The sequence below is a fragment of the Pseudorhizobium xiangyangii genome, from assembly GCF_020531965.1.
Classification (GTDB): Bacteria; Pseudomonadota; Alphaproteobacteria; order Rhizobiales; family Rhizobiaceae; genus Neorhizobium; species Neorhizobium xiangyangii.
Genome location: NZ_JAJAWH010000002.1, coordinates 237,495 through 256,752, shown reverse-complemented (window position 1 = coordinate 256,752; position 19,258 = coordinate 237,495). Strand labels below are relative to the sequence as shown.

Here is a 19,258-nt window from a genome sequence, read left to right as displayed (position 1 = left end):
AAGTCGGATATCTGATTAGCGGCAGGCTGCGCAGAAGCGCTGGATGCGCTTGCAGGCTTCCTCGAGTTGTTCTTCCGACGTCGCGTAGGAGATGCGGAAGTTCGGGCCTAGGCCGAAGGCCGAGCCATGAACCACTGCCACGCCTTCGGATTCGAGCAACTCGGACACGAAGTCCTCGTCGGTTTCGATCAGCTTTCCGTTTGGCGATGTCTTGCCGATCAGGCCCTTGCAGGACGGATAGACGTAGAACGCACCTTCCGGCGACGGGCACTCGATACCCTTGGCCTGATTGAGCATCGACACGACCAGATCGCGGCGACCTTCGAAGATCTTCTTGTTTTCCGGAATGAAATCCTGCGTGCCGTTGAGCGCTTCGACGGCAGCCCACTGGGCAATCGAGCAGGCGCCCGAGGTCTGCTGGCCCTGGATCATGTCCATCGCCTTGATGAGCGGCAGCGGGCCGGCCGCATAGCCGATACGCCAGCCGGTCATTGCATAGGCCTTGGACACGCCGTTCATCGTCAGCGTTCGGTCATAGAGCTTCGGCTCCACTTCGACCGGGGTAGCGAACTTGAAGTTGCCATAGGTCAGATGCTCGTACATGTCGTCGGTCAGGACCCAGACATGCGGATGCTTCAGGAGCACATCGGTCAGGGCCTTGAGTTCGGCGTGACTATAGGCAGCGCCGGACGGGTTGGACGGCGAGTTGAAGATGAACCACTTGGTCTTCGGCGTGATCGCCTTGTCGAGGTCCTCGGCGGTCAGCTTGAAATTGTTGGCCTGGGTCGCTTCGACGAAGACCGGCGTACCACCGCAGATCGACACCATTTCCGGGTAGGACACCCAGTAGGGCGCCGGAATAACGACTTCATCGCCCGCATTCATCGTTGCCATGAAAGCATTGAAAAGAATCTGCTTTCCACCGGTGCCGACGATCGTCTGGGCAGCGGTATACTCGAGATTGTTCTCGCGCTTGAACTTTTGGGCAATCGCCTCGCGAAGTTCGGGAATACCCGAAACGGGCGTGTACTTCGTCTCGCCGCGGTTGATGGCGTCGATGGCGGCCTTCTTGATATTGTCCGGCGTATCGAAATCCGGTTCGCCTGCGCCGAGTCCGATAACATCGCGGCCCTTGGCTTTGAGTTCGCGGGCTTTCTGGGAAACGGCGATGGTGGCGGAAGGCTTTACGCGTGAAAGGGCGTCGGCAAGAAAGGCCATTATCTTCGTCCTGAAGTTCTGTTGAACAAGGCGAAACCGCGCGCCGATCCCGCCGACAGGCTGTATGTCGAATGTATTGCGGCGTTTCAAGCTGAAAGCGCCGAAACGGGTACGGTCATGCCCAAGACTTGTGCCCGTTGATGCAACTTCGCCTCGCCGGGACCGCTGCCTAAAATCCGCCCTCCTTGCATTGCCTCCTGTCACCCAGACCGACATCCCGGAGGCGGACTATGTTCATCGACGAAGAGAAGCAGGCACATCGCTTCGGCTGGCTACGCTCGCCGGTCACGCTTGCCCTCGCCGCGCTGGCCTTCTGTGTCGTCACGATGTTCGCCACGATCGGCGGGACGCTGACTGCAACTGCTGCGTCCGTACCCCGCCGCTCGGCACCTGCCCTTCACCATGCGGCCAGCTATCTGCCAGCCGGCTACCAGCATCTTGCATTCGCGATGCTGGCGGGTGGTTTCATCGTGATGGCAGGCGGGTGCTTCGTTCTGTCGAGACGCAGCTTCCGCGATACGCTGAAAGCCGAGAACAGGCGGAGCGATCATCGCTAGGATACTTGCCGCACTTCGACGTGGCTGATACTGCGTCGACACTGTCAAAGGCGGCCGTATCGGCCCTATCCACCAGGTCACTATCCATGACACGCATACAGGCGAACCTCGTTCTTTTGCTCGCGGCTGCGATCTGGGGCGGCGGCTTCGTGGCGCAATCCACAGCCATGGACAAGATTGGCCCCTTCTGGTTCGTCGGCCTGCGCTTTGCGATCGCCGCCCTTGCGGTCCTGCCGTTCGCATGGCTCGAAGCCCGCAAGTCCGAGACGAAGCTGGTGCGACGCGACTGGCTGGCATTTGGCTTCGTGGGCCTGGCACTGTTCAGCGGCGCCATCACCCAGCAAATCGGCCTGATGACGACGACCGTCACCAATTCAAGTTTCCTCACCGGGCTTTACGTCGTCTTCGTGCCGGTGATTTCGGTCGTCGCGCTGCGACGCTATCCCCACTGGATCATCTGGCCGGCCGCAGGCATGTCGCTGTCGGGCATTTTCCTCATGAGCGGCGGCGCACTCACCAACCTGACGACTGGCGATCTTCTCAGCATCGTCTGCGCATTCTTCTGGGGCGTGCAGATCATCCTGGCGGGGCTCTTCGTGATGTCGAGCGGACGCCCGCTGGCACTGTCGTTCACGCAGTTCGCGGTCTGCTCGCTGCTTTGCCTTCTCATCGCGCCGTGGGTGGAAACCATCAGCGTCGATGTGATTTTGGCGTCGGGCAAGGAAATCCTCTATGTCGGCCTGATCTCTTCCGGACTCGCCTTCGTGCTCCAGGTAATCGGCCAGCGCTATACGACCGCGTCACAGGCGGCGATCTTTCTATCCAGTGAAGCGCTCTTTGGCGCCTTCCTCGGCGCACTTCTACTCGGGGAAGTCCTGCCGCCGCTGGGTTACCTCGGCTGCGTCATCATATTTGCAGCAATGCTAATAGTCGAAATCATCCCCGAACTGACCCGCCGGAAGTCCAGCCCTTCCCCTGCCTGAGCAACGACGACCCGTTTTCTCCAAACCACACCATCAGGGGCGGCCGCGAAGGATTAGTGCGCATATCTACTGGACTGCGCAAAAAGAATGCGGAAAGTGTATTGAAGGTGCACTTGGCAAAGAAGCTTTTGTCCTACCCGGCGTAGCAGCCCATTCTGCTCCCGAGATCGCCGTAAAACTTTTTCTTGCCAATTCCTGATAAACACAGCAATCTGTGAATGTTCGGGCAATTTTCGAGCATGGGACGACCTAATAATTATGCGCCCCGAAGGCGTCAAAACTTCGGGCGGAGTTCTGGGGGGAACGGGCTTCAATCTTTTCCATCCGAATAAACCGCGGTAACGACAGGGACCCTTTCTTAAAGCTGCCTGCCGCCCGCCCTTCGGGGCGTTAACGTGATGCTGTCCGCCGCTGAACACGGACAGAAAGAAAAGGACCTGATGCATGGCCGAGACTGGCACTGTAAAATTCTTCAACACGGACAAGGGATTCGGCTTTATTAAACCTGACAATGGTGGCGCCGATATCTTCGTCCACATCTCTGCCGTACAGGCTTCAGGCCTGTCCGGTCTTTCGGAAAACCAGAAAGTAAGCTTCGACACGGAACCGGATCGTCGTGGCAAGGGCCCAAAAGCCGTAAACTTGCAGATCTCCGCCTAAGCCCACAAGGCTTTCTATTCGAGTTGAGGCCCGGCATTCTTGCCGGGTTTTTTTTATGCGTTCTCGAGGTTCTGCAGGAACGGGTTCGTCCGGCGCTCCTCGCCTATCCGACCACCGGGGCCATGCCCGCACAGGAAGCCGACGTCATCGCCAAGCGCCAGGACCTTGTCACGGATTGAACGCATCAGCGTCGCGTGGTCGCCGCCCGGAAGATCGGTGCGTCCGACCGAACCGTTGAACAGAACATCTCCGACATGGGCGAACCGCTCCTCGCGGTTGAAATAGATCACATGTCCCGGCGCATGCCCCGGACAGTGGAAGACCTCGAAGACATGGCCTTCGAAGGACACCGTCTCCCCCTCGTCCAGAAAGCGGTCGGGCATCACGTTGCGCACCACCATCGGCACGCCGAACATCTTTGCCTGCGCCTCCAGCCCCTGCAGGAGCGGAAGATCGTCCTTGTGAGGTCCGACAACCGAAATGCCCAGCGCCTCCCTCAACTCGTCGGCGCCGCCGGCATGGTCGATATGTCCGTGCGTCAGCCAGATCTCCCGGATGGTGAGACCCTGCTTTTCGATCACGTCCAGTATGTTCGCCACATCCCCACCGGGATCAATCACCACTCCGGCTTTCGTGTCCGTATCGAACAGTATCGTGCAATTCTGCTGAAACGGTGTCACCGGAACGATGCCGGCCTGCAATCTGCCCATGATCTACTCCAGGATTGTCGGGCGGACCTATAGCGGCATCCGGGACGGAACACCAGTTGATGCGGAGGAGTAGCTTTGGTCTGCGGAAACGGGCGGCGCGAACGAGGCGGTTGCCAGCAGGAAGGCCGCAACGGCAACCTTTGCTGCCAGCACGGTGATGAACATGGGCCGCATCGGGTGCGATGCGGGTGCTTCTGGCACGGCTGAAATCGATGAGGCGATCATGGTCTCTCTCCAGACTGTATGGCGACGGCAACGATGCTGACCGGCCAAAGGTTCCGCTTTCATCGGCTGTGACCCCTTCGCCACAGCGTCGAGGCAGATGGCCGAACGGAGGGAACGAGATCGCGCCGCGGGCGTTTCGGTGTCGCTTGAATATCAGGAGATACACATGAACACCTATCTGAAGACCTTGCTGGCGGGCGCCGCATTCGCTGCGATTGCGATCCCCGCGCAGGCACAGATGTCCACCGTCACTGCGTCCGACATCACCGTGCGCTCCGGCCCGGGTGAGGACTATCCGGAAATCGGCCTTGCCACCCGCGGGAGCGACGCGATGATGGACGGCTGTCTCGAAGGCAGCAACTGGTGCCGGATCGATGTGAACGGTTTGCGCGGCTGGGTTTATGCCGACTATCTGACCATCGAGCAGGACGGAGCACCTGTGGTGGTGGAAGAATATCGCACCCAGTATGACGTGCCGACCGTGACCTACGAAACCACGACCAGTGTCGTTTCACCGACGCCATCGCCTGCGCCCGGAGACATGCTTCTCGGACCCGTCGAAGATGTCCGGATCGTGGAGCCGCCGGAAACGGTGAGCACCTATATCCAACAGCACCGCTCGGAACCGGTCTATGTCCAGAACGAGGTCGTGGTCGGCGCTTCGCTGCCGGCCGGCGTCGTCGTGCAGGAAGTGCCGGACTATGATTACGATTATGTGGTGGTGAACGACTCGCCGGTTCTCGTTGATCCGGCAACACGCCGTATCGTGCACATCTACGACTGACTGTCGCTCGGGGAGCCGCAAACGCGGCTCCCCTTCCTCATGTATGCCATTGCAATAATTGCAGTTGATTGTTCCTTCCGTTCGCGCTTTATCGATTCCGACAACGATAATCGACGAAGGCTGCGGGGCGTCATCGCCGGTAGCCATGGGAAAGGACACGGGTGTGTCACGCGTGCCGGCAGCCAAGGCAATCAATAAAGTGCATCCGGCCATGCCGGCGGTCGACGAGGCGCAGATCGACTTCGAAACCGTCGAACTCCTATTTTTTGCCTATCGCGACTTCGTTTCCGACCCCGATGCTATTCTTGCCAAGATCGGCATGGGCCGGGCTCATCACCGCGTGGTCTATTTCGTGTCGCGGCAGCCGGGCCTGATGGTGACGGACCTGCTCGACATTCTTCAGATCACCAAGCAGAGCCTCGCGCGCGTCCTCAAGCAATTGATCGAGATGGGTTACGTCCGGCAGATGGCAGGTGCGAAAGACCGCCGCCAGCGGCGCCTCTATCCGACGCTTGCCGGCCGGGAGCTTGCCCTCGCCCTTTCCGAGCCACAGTCGCGCCGCATCACTCATGCAATGAGCAACCTTGCCCCCGAGGGCCGCAGCGCAGTTCTAACCTTCCTGCGCGAAATGCGGGGACGGGATCCTAATCTGCCAGTGCTCGAAAGCGAGTTGGATTGATGACAACGCTTCTCTCCGATGACGCCCCTCACCTTCTGGTCGTGGACGACGATACGCGCATCCGCGACCTGTTGAGCCGTTATCTTGCCGAACAGAGCTTTCGGGTGACGATTGCCGCGGATGCGGCCGAAGCGCGGCGTCGACTGGACGGCCTGCAGTTCGACCTGATCATCCTCGACGTCATGATGCCTGGCGAATCCGGCCTTTCGCTCACCGAATCGCTCTATCGCGACAAGACCACGCCGGTGATCCTCCTGACGGCGAAAGCGGAAGCGGAGTCGCGCATCGCCGGGCTCGAGGCCGGGGCCGACGACTACCTCTCGAAACCGTTCGATCCGCGCGAGCTGGTACTGAGGATCCACAACATCCTCAGAAGGAATGCGACGCCGGATGCGCCGAAGATAGAGCAGGTCATGTTTGGCCCGTTCACGTTCTCGATCGTACGCAAGGAGTTGCGCAAGGGATCGGAGACCATCCGGCTGACGGATCGCGAGCAGGACATCATGCTACTTTTCGCACTGCGCGCCGGCGAAACCATCCCCCGTCATGAACTGATCGGCGACGACGCGGAAGTCGGAGAACGGACGATTGATGTGCAGATCAATCGTTTGCGGCGCAAGATCGAGGAGGATCCTGCCAACCCGGTTTACCTCCAGACAGTCCGGGGCATCGGCTACCGGCTGAGCATCGACTGAGCAGGCATTCCGGATGGCGGACAGGAGCAGCAAACCTATGGCACTGTTCGGTGGACTGAGACGGGATATCGGGCGCCTTCAGGTGCCTGGATGGCGCCGCTCGAAACGTTGGCTGAAACGTGCGCTGCCGACAAGGCTCTACACCCGCTCCGTGCTGATCGTCATCATCCCGATGCTGCTGCTGCAGACGGTCGTTGCCGCCGTGTTCATGGAACGCCACTGGCGGATGGTGACCGAGCGACTATCCGAAGGCACGACGCGCGATATCGCCGCATTGATCGCCGCGATAGAGGCCTACCCCAACGACCCTGGATACACCAACATCACGCGCATCGCTGACGAGCTGCAGCTGAGCGTCGCCGTGGAGCCGGGTGGGCAGCTTCCCCCACCGCGTCCAAAGCCCTTCTTCTCTATCCTCGATGGCATTCTTGCCGACCAGATCAGCGCCCAGATCAAGCGGCCTTTCTGGATCGACACCGTCGGCGACAGCCGCCTCGTCGAGATCCGCATCCAGCTCGATAACGAAGTGCTGCGGGTTTTCACCCGCCGCAGCCAGACCTACGCCTCAAATACGCACATCTTCCTCGTCTGGATGGCCGGAACTGCGCTGGCTCTCATCGTCATCTCGGTCCTCTTCCTACGGGGCCAGATCCGGCCGATCCTGCTGCTCGCCCAGGCGGCGGAATCCTTCGGGAAGGGCCAGAAGATGGCCGACTTCACCCCGCGTGGCGCCGACGAGATCCGTCTCGCGGGCTCCGCCTTCATCCTGATGCGCGAACGGATCGAGCGCCAGATCGACCAACGCACAGCCATGCTCTCCGGTGTCAGCCACGACCTTCGCACCATTCTTACGCGCTTCAAGCTCCAGCTCGCGCTCGCCGGCGACAACCCGAAACTGAAAGGCATGACCGACGATGTCGATGACATGCAGAACATGCTGGAAGGCTATCTTGCCTTTGCAAAGGGCGACGCGGGAGAGGATGTCGGCACGCTGCAATTGAGCGAGCTTCTGGAGAAGGCAAAGGCCGAGTTCCAACTCACAGGAAAGCGCATGACGTACGAGATCGACGGTGAAGACACCATATCGGTCCGCCCCAATGCTTTCACCCGCCTGGTCAACAACCTCGTTGCCAACAGCGAGCGTTACGCGAGCGAGCTTCACGTCGAGGCGAGACACACGGCCCGCTGGCTGACATTGACGTTCGATGATGACGGCCCCGGCATTCCGGCAGCGTCACGCGAAGATGTCTTCAAGCCCTTCTTCCGCCTGGACGAGGCACGCAACATAGACAAGTCTGGCACCGGGCTTGGCCTGTCGATCGTGCGGGACATCGCCCACGCGCACGGCGGAAACATCACATTGGCCGATAGTCCTCAAGGTGGCTTGCGGGCCACCGTACGGGTGCCCGCGTAGGATGTGAGGTTACATCAGTTTCCTGCCGTTCGGCACCGGCCGCTCGACGGCCGAGAGCACGATGGCAGCGGCATCATCCTCGAACCCCAGCGTCAGGACTTCCGAGCGGAACGGCCCGATCTGCCGCGGGGGGAAGTTCACCACGGCAAGAACCTGCCGGCCGATGAGGGATTTTTCGTCGTAGTGCACGGTAATCTGCGCCGACGATTTCTTGACGCCGAGCTCCGGCCCGAAATCGATCTTCAGCTTCCACGCCGGTTTGCGCGCTTCCGGAAAGGGTGCCACCTCGACAACCGTTCCGACGCGGATATCGACCTTCTCGAAGTCGCCGTACGTTATCTCGTCGCTCATGCTGCGTATTGGCCTCAGTTGCCGAGTTCTTCTGCCCGTTGGCGGGCGGCCGCGATCGCCTTGTCGAACAAGGGCTGCATGCCCTCCTCCGCCATCAGCACGGAAAGCGCCGCCGCAGTCGTACCGCCCGGCGACGTCACGTTCTGACGCAACCGGGAGGCTGGCTCGGGGGACCGGTGCATAAGTTCACCGGCCCCCGAGACGGTTTCCCGTGCGAGACGCATGGCGAGGTCCGCAGGCAGACCCGCTTTCCGGCCCGCCTCCGCCATGCACTCGACGAGATAGAAGACATAGGCTGGACCGCTGCCGGAAACGGCGGTGACGGCATCGATATCCCGCTCGCTCGTCACCCACTCCACAGGTCCGCTCACCTTCAGAAGAGCATCGACCTGAGCACGCTGGGCCTCGTTGACCCGCTCGTTCGCAAATGCTCCGGTAACGCCACGACCGATCATCGCCGGCGTATTCGGCATGGCTCGCACCATCGCCGCCTCACCGAGATGCTTCTCGAGAAAACCGAGTGTCTTTCCTGCGGCCACCGAGACAACGACGGTATTGGCGTTGATAAGCGCCTTCAACGGCGGCAGCACCGCATCCATCACCTGAGGCTTGACCGCGAGGAAGATGACTTCCGGCTTCAGATCAGCGGTGGCCACCGTCGAATGCCTGGCCCCGGCATCAGCGATCCGTTGCGCCATCTCCTCTGACGGTGACGGATCGAGCACGGTGATCGAGCTACCCGGAATACCGCTGTTCAGCCAGCCGGTCAGCATGGCGCCGCCCATGTTGCCGGCGCCAACGAGAACGATCGAATTTGGCTGCACAGTCATCAGGCTTCACCAACTGTTTCGAACAGCACCGCCTCCATGGCGCTCTTTGCCTCCATGCCGGACCAGACGACAAACTGGAACGCCTGGAAATAGGTCTCGCAGGCTTCCAATGCGCTGGACAGGAGAACTTCCACCTGCTGGCTGGTCGGCTCGGCGCCACCCGCGAGCAGCAGGGACTGGCGGAAAATCACCATATCCTCCTGCCGCCACAGGTCGAAATGCCCCATCAGAACCTGACCGTTGACATGGGAAAGCAGACGGATGACCTCGTTGACCCGCACATCCGGAATCTTGACGTCGAAGGCACAGGTCAGATGCAGCGCCTCGAACTCTTCCATCCAGGAAAAGGAGACGTGGTAGTCGGCCCAGCGGCCTTCCACCGTCATCGCTATCTCGTCTTCCCCCGAGCGCTCGAAGGTCCAGTCGTTGGACGACGCCACGACCTCAATCATGTCGACCGGATTGGACTGACGACCGAATTCAAATTCCATGAGGCTCATACAGCACCTTTTCGACCGATTGAATGCGACGTTCGTGAAAGGACGCGAAACGCAAGACACATCACCACCGGATACAACATTTCAGATGACCTTCCGACTTTGGCAGATTGGCACCGCCACCCTGCATGAGGCTTACCAGCCGTTTCGAATCATCATTTAAAATCAGTGTATAGTCCGAGAGTCCGGCTGCCAGCCCCCGGCCGCAATTTAGGAGTGGAGAGTTTATTGGCGCAGTTGCTGCGCGAGTTCAGCCACGAGTCTTAAGCGACTCTGGCGACTGCCTTTTTTGAGGCTGTCCACAGGGCGAAATTTTATTCAATTTCGCCAAAATATAGCGCGGCCTTGCCGCTAGAGGATGCCGCGGTTCGGACCGCGGCATCCGATCCCTCAAGGTGCGTCAGCCCTGCGAACCGAGCTTCGCTTCCAGTGCTTCGATACGGGCCTTCAGCGCGTCATTTTCGTCGCGTGCACGCGCCGCCATTTCACGCACGGCCTCGAACTCTTCGCGCTTGACGACATCCATGCTGTTGAGGACCCGCTCCGCCTGAGCATGAAACGCCGTCTCCACTTCGCGACGCACGCCCTGTGCCGCGCCGGCCGCATCGGTCATCAGCTTCGCGAAGTCATCGAGGATACGGTTCGTGCCGCTGGACATGGTCTTTAGCTCCCATCGTTTCGGCCGAAGCCGTTATTCATCGCTGTGGATGAAGTAGGGTCTGCGGCGACGGCTTGCAAGCGCTTTGACCGGCACCGGGAGATTCACCTTGACCGCCCTTTTGGCTATCGCCATGTTCCCGCCCACTCGCATTGCTCAAGGAAAAGCCGCGTCTTGATTGAAAGCTTGAAACTGTCCGCTCTCATGCCGTTTCCCGAAATTGACCCCATCGCCTTTTCCCTGGGGCCGATTGCTGTGCATTGGTATGGCCTTGCCTATGTGGCCGGCATCCTCTGCGGCTGGCTCTACGCGCGACGAATGGCCGCCAACGATGCATTGTGGCCGCACAACAAGTCACCGATAACTGCCACGCATCTCGACGATTTCCTCGTCTGGGTGGCCATTGGCATCGTGCTCGGCGGTCGCATCGGCTACATCCTCTTCTATGATTTTGCAGCGATCGTCGAGAATCCGATCCGCGCCATCGAGATCTGGAACGGTGGCATGTCGTTCCACGGCGGCTTCCTGGGAGCCACCGTGGCCATGGTCATGTTCGCACGTCGTAACGGCATCCCGGTCCTCAGCATGTTCGATATCGTCGCGGCAGTCGTGCCCTTCGGGCTTTTCTTCGGCCGCCTCGCCAACTTCATCAACAGTGAGTTGTGGGGCCGCCTGAGCGACGTGCCGTGGGCGGTCGTCTTTCCGACCGGCGGGCCAATTTCCCGCCATCCGAGCCAGCTTTACGAGGCAGCGCTGGAGGGAGTTCTTCTGCTAGCGGTCCTCGCCGCCCTGGTCTTCGGGCTCAAGGCGTTCAAGAAGCCCGGCTTCATATCGGGAGCCTTCGTTTGCGGCTACGGCCTGTCTCGCATCTTCGTGGAGTTTTTCCGCGAACCCGACGCGCAGCTTGGCTACCTGGCGTTCAATTGGGTTACAATGGGAATGCTGCTGTCTCTGCCCATGGTGGCATTGGGCCTGTGGTTCATGCTTCGCGCTCGCTCGAGCGCGCATGTCGCCTGATATCGGCACGAACGAGGTGCAGTCATGAGCACGCCGCTGGCCCAGAAGATCAAGGCGCTCATCCGCGCCACCGGACCGATCAGCATTACCGATTACTTCGCCATGTGCCTGGCCGACCCGGAACATGGCTACTACCGCACCAGGGAGCCCTTCGGCACCACCGGCGACTTCATCACCGCGCCGGAGATCAGCCAGCTCTTCGGAGAGATGCTCGGAATCTTCATGGTGCATGCATGGCAACGCCACGGCTCCCCCTCGGGCATCCGCCTGGTGGAGGTCGGCCCTGGCCGCGGAACGATGATGGCCGACATGCTTCGTGTCATCAAACGGCTCGCCCTGCCGCTGTTCGAGACCATGAGCATCCACCTCGTGGAGACGAGCGAGCGCCTGCGCGGCATCCAGCGCGTGACGCTGGAGGCCTATTCGACCAAGATCGCCTGGCACGACAGTTTCGAGGAGGTTCCCGAGGGGTTCACCCTCATCGCGGCCAACGAACTGTTCGACGCCATCCCCATCCGCCAGTTCGTCAGAACGCCAACCGGTTTCCGCGAAAGGCTCGTGGGATTGGACAACCAGGACCAACTGGCATTTGCCGTCGGGGTCGCGAGCCTTGATCCGCAAACCCTGCCCTCCCCAATCGCCTCCATACCGGATGGCACGATCTTCGAAGTCGCGCCGGCCCGCCAGGCGGTGATGGCGACATTGTGCGAGCGCCTGCGCCAATACGGCGGCACCGCGCTCATCATCGACTACGGCCACATGGTCAGCGGCTTCGGCGATACGTTGCAGGCCGTCCGCGCCCATGAGTTCGATCCCCCGATGGCAAACCCGGGCGAAGCCGACCTGACGAGCCACGTGGATTTCGAAGACCTTGCGCGCATCGCCCTGAGTAGCGGCATCCACCTCAACGGCGGCCTGCGGCAGGGCGATTTCCTGAACGGCCTCGGTCTGGCGGAACGCGCTGCCGCACTGGCCAAGGGCAAGGCACCTGCCGATCAGAAGCTCATCGCCGCCGCGGTGGACCGGCTCGCCGGCGAAGGAGCCGGGAAGATGGGGGAATTGTTCAAGGTTATTGCCGTCTCCTCTCCGGCCCTCGACCTCGCGCCATTTCGCCCCGTGGGGTGATCGACGGGGTGAGTTGCGGGATGAACGGCTGCCGGTGCGACGCAGCGGCGGATTGACAGCCCCTGCATGGATAAGCCAACATTCTCCCAACGAAGCAGCAACGTCAAACCTGCACCGTCGTCGCCCGAAGTGGCCTTTCACCCCTCCAGCCCCATGAGATAGACCGCCGATGAAGGAAAACCCCTCGCCGACGCCGATCGAGAGCCCCTTGCTGAGGGAAAAAGGCCAGTCCCGCGTGAGCCACGGCTTCTTCACCCGTCAGGGCGGGGTCTCCGAAGGCATCTACGCGGGGCTTAACGTCGGCATCGGTTCTCGGGACGACAGCGAGCGGGTGCGGGAAAACCGGGCTCGGGTTGCCGGCTGGTTCGGCTATCCCCTGGAACGGCTCGCCACGGTACATCAGGTACATTCCCCGGACGTTGTCGTGGTGGATGCCAGCTACGCAGGAGAGCGTCCGCAGGCTGATGCGATAGCGACCGCGTCTCCGGGCGTGGTTCTCGGCGTCCTGTCGGCCGACTGTGGCCCGATCCTGTTCTGCGATGGCGCCAATGGCGTGATCGGCGCCGCACATGCGGGCTGGAAGGGTGCTCTCGGAGGTGTTTTGGAAAACACCATCGACGCCATGGTGGCGCTTGGGGCAGAGCGGGAGAAGATCGTCGCCTGCCTTGGCCCTTCAATCGGCCCCGCAAGCTACGAAGTCGGTCCGGAATTCGTCGAACGCTTTCTCTCCTTCGATGCCGCGTATGAAGAATTCTTCTCGCCCTCGGAGAGGCAAGGCCACGCCTGCTTCGACCTGCCGGCATTGACCATCAAGCGCCTGACCGACGCCGGCGTCCAGGCAACGACGGTCGCACTTGATACCTATCCCGATGAGGAAAGATTCTTTTCCTACCGCCGTACCACCCATAGGGGGGAACCCGACTACGGGCGGCAGATTTCGGCAATTGCAATTACGGAGGAATGAGATGGGGCTCCCTTTCGAGCGAAGCGAATACGCAGACCGGCTGGCCCGCCTTCTGGAAAAGATGGCCGAGGAAAAGCTCGAAGCCGTGCTGCTCTTTGCCCAGGAAAGCATGTACTGGCTGACCGGCTACGACACCTTCGGCTACTGCTTCTTCCAGACCCTCGTCGTCAAGGCGGATGGCTCGATGACGCTGCTGACCCGCTCCGCCGATCTTCGGCAGGCGCGCCAGACCTCGATTCTGGAAAACATCAGTGTATGGGTCGACCGCGTGAATGCCGATCCGACGCTCGACCTCAAGAACCTGCTGAGCGACATGGACCTCCTCGGCGCACGCATCGGCGTCGAATACGACACGCACGGAATGACCGGCCGGGTAGCGAGGCTGGTCGATAACCAGCTTGCCTCCTTTGGCCAGATCACCGATGCCTCCTACCTCGTCAGCGGCCTTCGCCTGGTCAAGAGCCCGGCCGAGGTCGCCCATGCGAAGCGCGCAGCCCAGCTGGCCGACGATGCGCTCGACGCAGCCCTGCCTTTGATCAAGGCAGGTGGCAGCGAAGCAGATATCCTTGCAGCCATGCAAGGTGCGGTTTTCAGCGGCGGCGGCGATTATCCCGCCAACGAATTCATCATCGGTTCCGGCGCCGATGCACTTCTGTGCCGCTACAAGGCCGGACGCCGAACCCTCGACACCACCGACCAGTTGACACTGGAATGGGCAGGCGTGAACGCGCACTACCATGCCGCCATGATGCGGACGGTTCTCGTCGGCGAGCCCACTGCTCGTCACCGCGAGCTCTACAAGGCCTGCCTGGAGACCATCACGGCCATCGAGGAAGTCCTGCGGCCCGGAAACACCTTCGGCGACGTCTTCGACACCCATGCCAGGATCCTCGACGAGCGCGGCCTGACGCGCCACCGGCTGAACGCATGCGGCTATTCACTCGGCGCACGCTTCTCTCCTTCCTGGATGGAGCACCAGATGTTCCATGTCGGAAATCCGCAGGAAATCCTGCCGAACATGACCCTGTTCGTTCACATGATCATCATGGATTCCGATACCGGCACCGCCATGACCCTGGGGCATACCTACCTGACGACCGAGGACGCGCCGGAGCCTCTCTCCCGCCATGGGCTGGACCTGATCCAGCGATAACCTGCTAAAGTCTGCATTTGACAGGCGGGAAAATCGACCTCTAAGGTCGTCCTCGGCGGGACTGAACGACGGAGGCGGACATGCGGGCATCGACGACGGCACTCTGTGCTGCGCTGTCTGTTGCGCTTCTCGCTGCCTGCAACACCAGCGACGCACTGACACCGAGGGTGGATGTCGGCGCCGGCCTGCGGCCGTCCACGCCAGTCACACAGGCTGAAGCCGACCAGCTTGCAGGCACGTACCGGCAATCGGCCTATCCGTCCTCCTCGCAGGCTCCGGCACCGTCCAGATCCTTCCCGCCACAGAACACGCTGGAGGCACAGGCCCAGGCGATCGAGGCCGGCAACACCTCGCCCGCCGCTTCCGATCCTATCGAGACGAGCCAACCGGCCCCGCAGCCCGCGCCCACGTCGCCGCCTCCCGCCCAGTCCGCCGCCCGTGAACCGTCAGCGCAGGCAACAGTCCGGTTCCTCCCGATCATCGGCGCACCGGTGCAGGCAGTCACACCCCTTTCCCGCCAGCTTGGAGCACAGGCCCGCGCAAGCGGCCTGTCCATCCGTGCGTCAGGAGATGCAAGCACCGACCATATCCTCAAGGGCTATTTCTCCGCCTTTGGCGATGGAGACACCATCACCATCGTTTATGTCTGGGACATTCTGGACAATGCTGGGACCCGTCTCCATCGAATGCAGGGGCAGGAACAGCTCCCGTCTTCGGGCAGAGACCCTTGGTCGGCAGTGCCTCCGGCAACGATGGAAACGATCGGCACGAAGACAATCAACGAGTATATGGCGTGGAAGACGAGCCGTTCCGGATGATCTTACGTCACCGATTGTTCATAAAAATGGGGGTGCAGGTCCAAACGCACTTGCATTCGCGTTGAGCAACGGTAAAAAGCGCCCATCCAGCGTCAGAACGGGCGGACCGCAATGAAGGTTTTCGCAGGCAATTCGAACCGGCAACTAGCCGATGCGATCTGCAACTATCTCAACGTACCAGTCGGAAGAGCCAGCGTCAGACGCTTTGCGGACCAGGAAATTTTCGTAGAGATCCAGGAAAATGTCCGCGGCGAGGACGTTTTCGTGATCCAGTCGACGTCATTTCCAGCAAACGATCACCTGATGGAACTGCTGATCATGATTGATGCCTTCCGGCGGTCTTCCGCCAAGCGCATCACGGCTGTTCTTCCCTACTTCGGCTACGCTCGCCAGGACCGCAAGGCCGGGCCGCGCACCCCGATTTCCGCGAAGCTCGTGGCCAACCTGATCACTGAAGCCGGCGCCGACCGCGTATTGACGCTCGACCTGCATGCCGGTCAGATCCAGGGCTTCTTCGATATTCCGACGGACAACCTTTTTTCGGTTCCGATCCTCGCACGCGATGTGAAGGACCACTACGACGTCAACAACGTCATGGTCGTCTCGCCTGACGTTGGCGGTGTTGTTCGCGCCCGCTCGCTGGCGAAACGCATCGACTGTCCACTTGCTATCGTCGACAAGCGTCGCGAACGCGCCGGTGAATCGGAAGTCATGAACGTGATTGGCGACGTCGCCGGCAAGGATTGCCTTCTCATCGACGATATCGTCGATTCCGGCGGCACGCTCTGCAACGCGGCCGAGGCCCTCCTCAACAAGGGCGCCACCAGTGTCACGGCCTACATTACCCACGGCGTCCTGTCCGGTGGCGCTGTAGCCCGCATCACATCGTCCAAGCTCCGCGAACTCGTGATCACCGACTCGATCCAGCCGACCACGGCCGTACAGTCGGCACAAAATATTCGCGTCGTATCGACCGCAAACCTGCTCGGCGAAGCCATCAACCGCACCGCCGCAGAAGAATCCGTATCGAGCCTGTTCGACTGAACCGACTCTCCAGACTACAGTATACGAGAGTCGTTCATTAACGCTGCCGCAATGAATTGCTGACAATGATCCCGCACTATTCGTTTATGTGTGTGGGGGAAATTGTTCCATGTTGCAGTCATCAAAGCCTGCCGGCGCCGGGGGGTCCTGGTCGATCAAGGCGAAGTTTGCCGGTCTCGTCATCGGAGCGACCTTCGTTTCGTGTCTTTCGGTCGGCCTGCTCAGCTATCAGATCGGTAAAAGCGGCCTGATCGAAGCCAGCAAGCTCAGGCTGGAAGCCGTTGCCGGAAACCAGTCCAAGGGTCTGGATAACTATCAGGCCCGGATTACGCAGACGCTTTCGGAACTCGCACAGAACACGGCGATCGCCCAGGCGGTCGAGACGATGACCAACGTCATCCCCAGCGAACTGAACGATATCAAGGCAGCCTACCAGAGGACTGACCTGAAGCCCGCAGAACGCGCCGAAATCAGCGGCACCGGGCTGAAGCTGCTTTACGCGATCCACCACAGCGCCATTCATGGAACGATCGCGAGCGCCTGGAAGAACGCCGGCGTCAGCGACATCTACATCACGGACCTGAAGGGCCAGATCGTCTACTCCGTCACCAAGGGCGGCGAGCTTCTGGAACAGGGTGCCGCCGTTCCGGCACTCAACGACATGCTGACCCGCATCAACGCCGGTTCGGGCGAGGAAATCCATACATCCAGCTTCGCGCCCTATGACATGGACGGCGGAAAGCCGTCCGCGTTCATCGGCAAGCAGCTGGCCGTCTCCTCCTGGGGCCAGACGGTCATCAAGGGAAGCGTCATCTTCCGTATCTCCGCGGAACAGCTGACGACCGCCGTCACGCCGGATCAGTATGGCAAGTCCATCGATGAGGCCCTGCTTCTCGACGGCAAGGGCGCCTTCCGCAGCGGCTCCTTCGTTGATGGCCAGGCTCACGAAGTACCGACAGAGCTTACAGAGGCAGCCTCCAAGCAGACTGCGGGCTCCGCATTCGCCACCGTCGGCGGCAACCCGCTCTTCTTTGCCTATGAGCCGATCAGCCTGTTTGGCGAGAACCACCTTCTCGCCATGGGACAGAATGAAGCCCAGGTACTGGCTTCCGCTCGCGATCTCGCATCCTGGGCAATCCTTGCGACCCTCGCGGTCCTCGCAGGCATGGGTGTCGTCGGCACCTACATCGCTGCGCGGCTGACCCGTCCGCTGACCGACTTGGCCACGCTCATGAACCGCCTCAACGACGGCGACAAGAGCATCATCGTCGACCAGGTCAAGCGCGGCGACGAAATCGGCACGATGGCGCGAGCACTGGAATCCTTCCGCCAAGGCGCTCTGGACAAGGAACGCATGGAAGACGACGCCCACCGCAAGAACGAAGAAATCGACGAAGAGCGCCAGCAGCGCGAGGCCGAAAAGGCCGCCAGCGCTCGCGAGATCGAGGAAGCCGTTTCGGCTCTGGCAACCGGCCTTGCTGCCCTGTCGCGCGGCAAGCTCGACCAGCGCATCAACAAGGCGTTCGCACCGTCCCTCGACCACCTGCGACACGACTTCAACAACTCGCTGTCGGGTCTGGACGCGACGGTCGGCTCAATCGGCCACAGCGTCACGACCATCCGCGCAGGCTCGGGTGAACTGAAGATGGCCTCGGACGACCTGTCTCGCCGCACCGAGCGGCAGGCAGCCGCACTGGAAGAGGCCGCAGCCGCACTCGCGGACATGACCGATGCTGTCAACGGTGCTCTCAACCGCTGCGAGACCGCAGTCGATGTTGCCGCCGACACGCTGAAGGGCGCCCACACGTCCACCGACGTGGTGCGCAACGCAATCCAGGCCATGGAGCGCATCGAAAGCTCGTCGTCGAAGATCCGTCAGATCATCGACGTCATCGACCAGATCGCCTTCCAGACCAACCTGCTTGCACTCAATGCAGGCGTCGAGGCCGCCCGCGCAGGCGACGCCGGCAAGGGCTTTGCGGTCGTGGCGCAGGAAGTCCGCGAGCTGGCGCAGAAGTCCGCCACAGCAGCCCGCGACATCGGCGCCCTCATCACCGCATCCGCATCGGACGTCGAGAACGGTGTCACGCTGGTGCTCAAGACCGGCCAGAGCCTTGAACTCATCCAGGGCAACATCCAGTCGATCAACGAGCATATCGGTGCGATCGTCGGATCGTCCCGCGAACAGTCCGCACGCCTCAGCGAGATCAACTCGGCAGTCAGCGGGCTGGATCAGGTGACCCAGCAGAATGCCGCGATGGTGGAGGAAACCTCCGCGTCGGCTCATTCTCTCGCCAACGAGGCGGAAGTGCTCAACGAGCAGATCAGCCACTTCTCGGTGAGCAGCGATGCGGGTGCCACCGACCACGACAGGCGCGCCGCCTAACCGCCACGCGATCGATATCAGCGACAAGAACGCCGGCTCTACTGGAGCCGGCGTTTTCGTTTGTACTGTTCGCTCCACCCACTGATCATCTTCGGCTTCATCTCGGGCGCATCGGAATGTCATCCCCCTGAAAGCCCCCCGTTCTCGTGAAAATCCCTTCGGCGAAACGGTTCCATTCGGCCGGGAAACGCTCTAGTGGTGCGGGGACAAATCAATGACAGAACGGAGTTCTCCATGGCCGCACGCGATCGCTATTCGAGAAAGCTTGAGTGCTCTCAGTGCGGGCATGCGGGTTTTGCGGAAGTCTCCGAAAGCGACGAGCGCCGCGCAGGGAACCGGGATTTCACCATCGACGAGATGCCGGCTGGCTTTGCACCGGAATTCCCCTCGACTGATCCCCGCAAGTACATGGTCCACTGCCAGTGCGGCCACAAGTTCCGCTTCGAGCAGAAAACCGCATATCCGCCGGGCGGCGAACCTCGATAAGCGA

General features: G+C 61.1%; 22 protein-coding genes. 15 read left to right on the top strand and 7 right to left on the bottom strand.

All coding sequences use genetic code 11. From position 1 onward, the window contains the following. Window positions 1-15 precede the first annotated feature (15 nt). Complete coding sequence (locus tag LH464_RS02605; protein WP_226784800.1) at window positions 16-1,218, bottom strand: pyridoxal phosphate-dependent aminotransferase; 1,203 nt, start codon at window positions 1,216-1,218, stop codon at window positions 16-18. Between the two features lie 230 nt (window positions 1,219-1,448). Here LH464_RS02605 and LH464_RS02600 point away from each other — a divergent pair, with 230 nt between their 5' ends. The 3 genes from LH464_RS02600 to LH464_RS02590 all read left to right on the top strand — a co-directional run bounded on the left by LH464_RS02600 (window position 1,449) and on the right by LH464_RS02590 (window position 3,418). Further along, window positions 1,449-1,775: a hypothetical protein gene (locus LH464_RS02600; RefSeq protein ID WP_226784799.1), complete on the top strand. Its 327-nt coding sequence runs from the start codon at window positions 1,449-1,451 to the stop codon at window positions 1,773-1,775. Between the two features lie 86 nt (window positions 1,776-1,861). Continuing rightward, window positions 1,862-2,758 (top strand): DMT family transporter, encoded by an 897-nt coding sequence (locus LH464_RS02595; RefSeq protein WP_226784798.1) that lies wholly within the window; start codon window positions 1,862-1,864, stop codon window positions 2,756-2,758. Window positions 2,759-3,202: 444 nt separating this feature from the next. Beyond that, window positions 3,203-3,418, top strand: a complete 216-nt coding sequence (locus tag LH464_RS02590) for a cold-shock protein (RefSeq protein WP_226784797.1) — start codon at window positions 3,203-3,205, stop codon at window positions 3,416-3,418. A 53-nt stretch (window positions 3,419-3,471) separates the two neighbouring features. Here the strand turns inward: LH464_RS02590 and LH464_RS02585 are convergent, their stop codons facing one another. Both LH464_RS02585 and LH464_RS02580 read right to left on the bottom strand, forming a co-directional pair. Continuing rightward, the gene (locus LH464_RS02585; protein WP_226784796.1) at window positions 3,472-4,128 is read right to left on the bottom strand and encodes an MBL fold metallo-hydrolase; all 657 of its coding nucleotides are present in this window, start codon (window positions 4,126-4,128) and stop codon (window positions 3,472-3,474) included. A gap of 27 nt (window positions 4,129-4,155) precedes the next feature. Continuing rightward, the gene (locus LH464_RS02580; RefSeq protein WP_226784795.1) at window positions 4,156-4,353 is read right to left on the bottom strand and encodes a hypothetical protein; all 198 of its coding nucleotides are present in this window, start codon (window positions 4,351-4,353) and stop codon (window positions 4,156-4,158) included. A 166-nt stretch (window positions 4,354-4,519) separates the two neighbouring features. Between LH464_RS02580 and LH464_RS02575 the strand changes: the two genes are divergently transcribed. From LH464_RS02575 to LH464_RS02560, 4 genes are all read left to right on the top strand, one after another. Further along, window positions 4,520-5,137, top strand: coding sequence for a DUF1236 domain-containing protein (locus tag LH464_RS02575; protein ID WP_226784794.1), 618 nt, complete (start codon window positions 4,520-4,522; stop codon window positions 5,135-5,137). 145 nt (window positions 5,138-5,282) lie between these two features. Then, the gene (locus LH464_RS02570; protein WP_390624905.1) at window positions 5,283-5,816 is read left to right on the top strand and encodes a MarR family winged helix-turn-helix transcriptional regulator; all 534 of its coding nucleotides are present in this window, start codon (window positions 5,283-5,285) and stop codon (window positions 5,814-5,816) included. Then, window positions 5,816-6,511, top strand: a complete 696-nt coding sequence (locus LH464_RS02565; RefSeq protein ID WP_226784793.1) for a response regulator — start codon at window positions 5,816-5,818, stop codon at window positions 6,509-6,511. The genes LH464_RS02570 and LH464_RS02565 overlap by 1 nt, the downstream gene beginning before the upstream one ends. 37 nt (window positions 6,512-6,548) lie before the next feature. Further along, window positions 6,549-7,925 (top strand): ATP-binding protein, encoded by a 1,377-nt coding sequence (locus tag LH464_RS02560; protein WP_226784792.1) that lies wholly within the window; start codon window positions 6,549-6,551, stop codon window positions 7,923-7,925. Between the two features lie 9 nt (window positions 7,926-7,934). Here LH464_RS02560 and LH464_RS02555 read toward each other — a convergent pair whose 3' ends face one another. The 4 genes from LH464_RS02555 to LH464_RS02540 all read right to left on the bottom strand — a co-directional run bounded on the left by LH464_RS02555 (window position 7,935) and on the right by LH464_RS02540 (window position 10,261). After that, entirely contained in the window at window positions 7,935-8,276 is a 342-nt protein-coding gene (locus LH464_RS02555) for a tRNA-binding protein (RefSeq protein WP_226784791.1), read from the bottom strand. A 14-nt stretch (window positions 8,277-8,290) separates the two neighbouring features. After that, complete coding sequence (proC, locus tag LH464_RS02550; RefSeq protein ID WP_226784790.1) at window positions 8,291-9,106, bottom strand: pyrroline-5-carboxylate reductase; 816 nt, start codon at window positions 9,104-9,106, stop codon at window positions 8,291-8,293. Then, a complete protein-coding gene (locus LH464_RS02545) occupies window positions 9,106-9,606 on the bottom strand; it encodes a type III secretion system chaperone family protein (RefSeq protein WP_226784789.1) in 501 nt (166 codons plus the stop codon). Before LH464_RS02545 ends, proC begins: the two co-directional genes overlap by 1 nt. A 397-nt stretch (window positions 9,607-10,003) precedes the next feature. Then, window positions 10,004-10,261, bottom strand: a complete 258-nt coding sequence (locus tag LH464_RS02540; protein WP_226784788.1) for an accessory factor UbiK family protein — start codon at window positions 10,259-10,261, stop codon at window positions 10,004-10,006. A 204-nt stretch (window positions 10,262-10,465) separates the two neighbouring features. On the opposite strand from LH464_RS02540, the gene lgt reads away from it, so the two are divergent. The 8 genes from lgt (at window position 10,466) to LH464_RS02500 (ending at window position 19,254) form a co-directional block, all read left to right on the top strand. After that, window positions 10,466-11,278, top strand: a complete 813-nt coding sequence (gene lgt, locus LH464_RS02535; protein ID WP_226784841.1) for a prolipoprotein diacylglyceryl transferase — start codon at window positions 10,466-10,468, stop codon at window positions 11,276-11,278. A gap of 24 nt (window positions 11,279-11,302) precedes the next feature. Continuing rightward, entirely contained in the window at window positions 11,303-12,403 is a 1,101-nt protein-coding gene (locus LH464_RS02530; RefSeq protein WP_226784787.1) for a class I SAM-dependent methyltransferase, read from the top strand. A gap of 169 nt (window positions 12,404-12,572) precedes the next feature. Continuing rightward, window positions 12,573-13,367 (top strand): peptidoglycan editing factor PgeF, encoded by a 795-nt coding sequence (pgeF, locus tag LH464_RS02525; protein WP_226784786.1) that lies wholly within the window; start codon window positions 12,573-12,575, stop codon window positions 13,365-13,367. 1 nt (window position 13,368) lies between these two features. Beyond that, window positions 13,369-14,520 (top strand): M24 family metallopeptidase, encoded by a 1,152-nt coding sequence (locus LH464_RS02520; RefSeq protein WP_226784785.1) that lies wholly within the window; start codon window positions 13,369-13,371, stop codon window positions 14,518-14,520. Between the two features lie 80 nt (window positions 14,521-14,600). Continuing rightward, window positions 14,601-15,338 (top strand): hypothetical protein, encoded by a 738-nt coding sequence (locus tag LH464_RS02515; RefSeq protein WP_226784784.1) that lies wholly within the window; start codon window positions 14,601-14,603, stop codon window positions 15,336-15,338. A gap of 111 nt (window positions 15,339-15,449) precedes the next feature. Next, window positions 15,450-16,382, top strand: a complete 933-nt coding sequence (locus LH464_RS02510; protein ID WP_226784783.1) for a ribose-phosphate pyrophosphokinase — start codon at window positions 15,450-15,452, stop codon at window positions 16,380-16,382. Between the two features lie 109 nt (window positions 16,383-16,491). Further along, a complete protein-coding gene (locus tag LH464_RS02505) occupies window positions 16,492-18,768 on the top strand; it encodes a methyl-accepting chemotaxis protein (protein WP_226784782.1) in 2,277 nt (758 codons plus the stop codon). A gap of 234 nt (window positions 18,769-19,002) precedes the next feature. Further along, window positions 19,003-19,254, top strand: coding sequence for a hypothetical protein (locus LH464_RS02500; RefSeq protein ID WP_226784781.1), 252 nt, complete (start codon window positions 19,003-19,005; stop codon window positions 19,252-19,254). The last annotated feature ends 4 nt before the right edge of the window (window positions 19,255-19,258 follow it).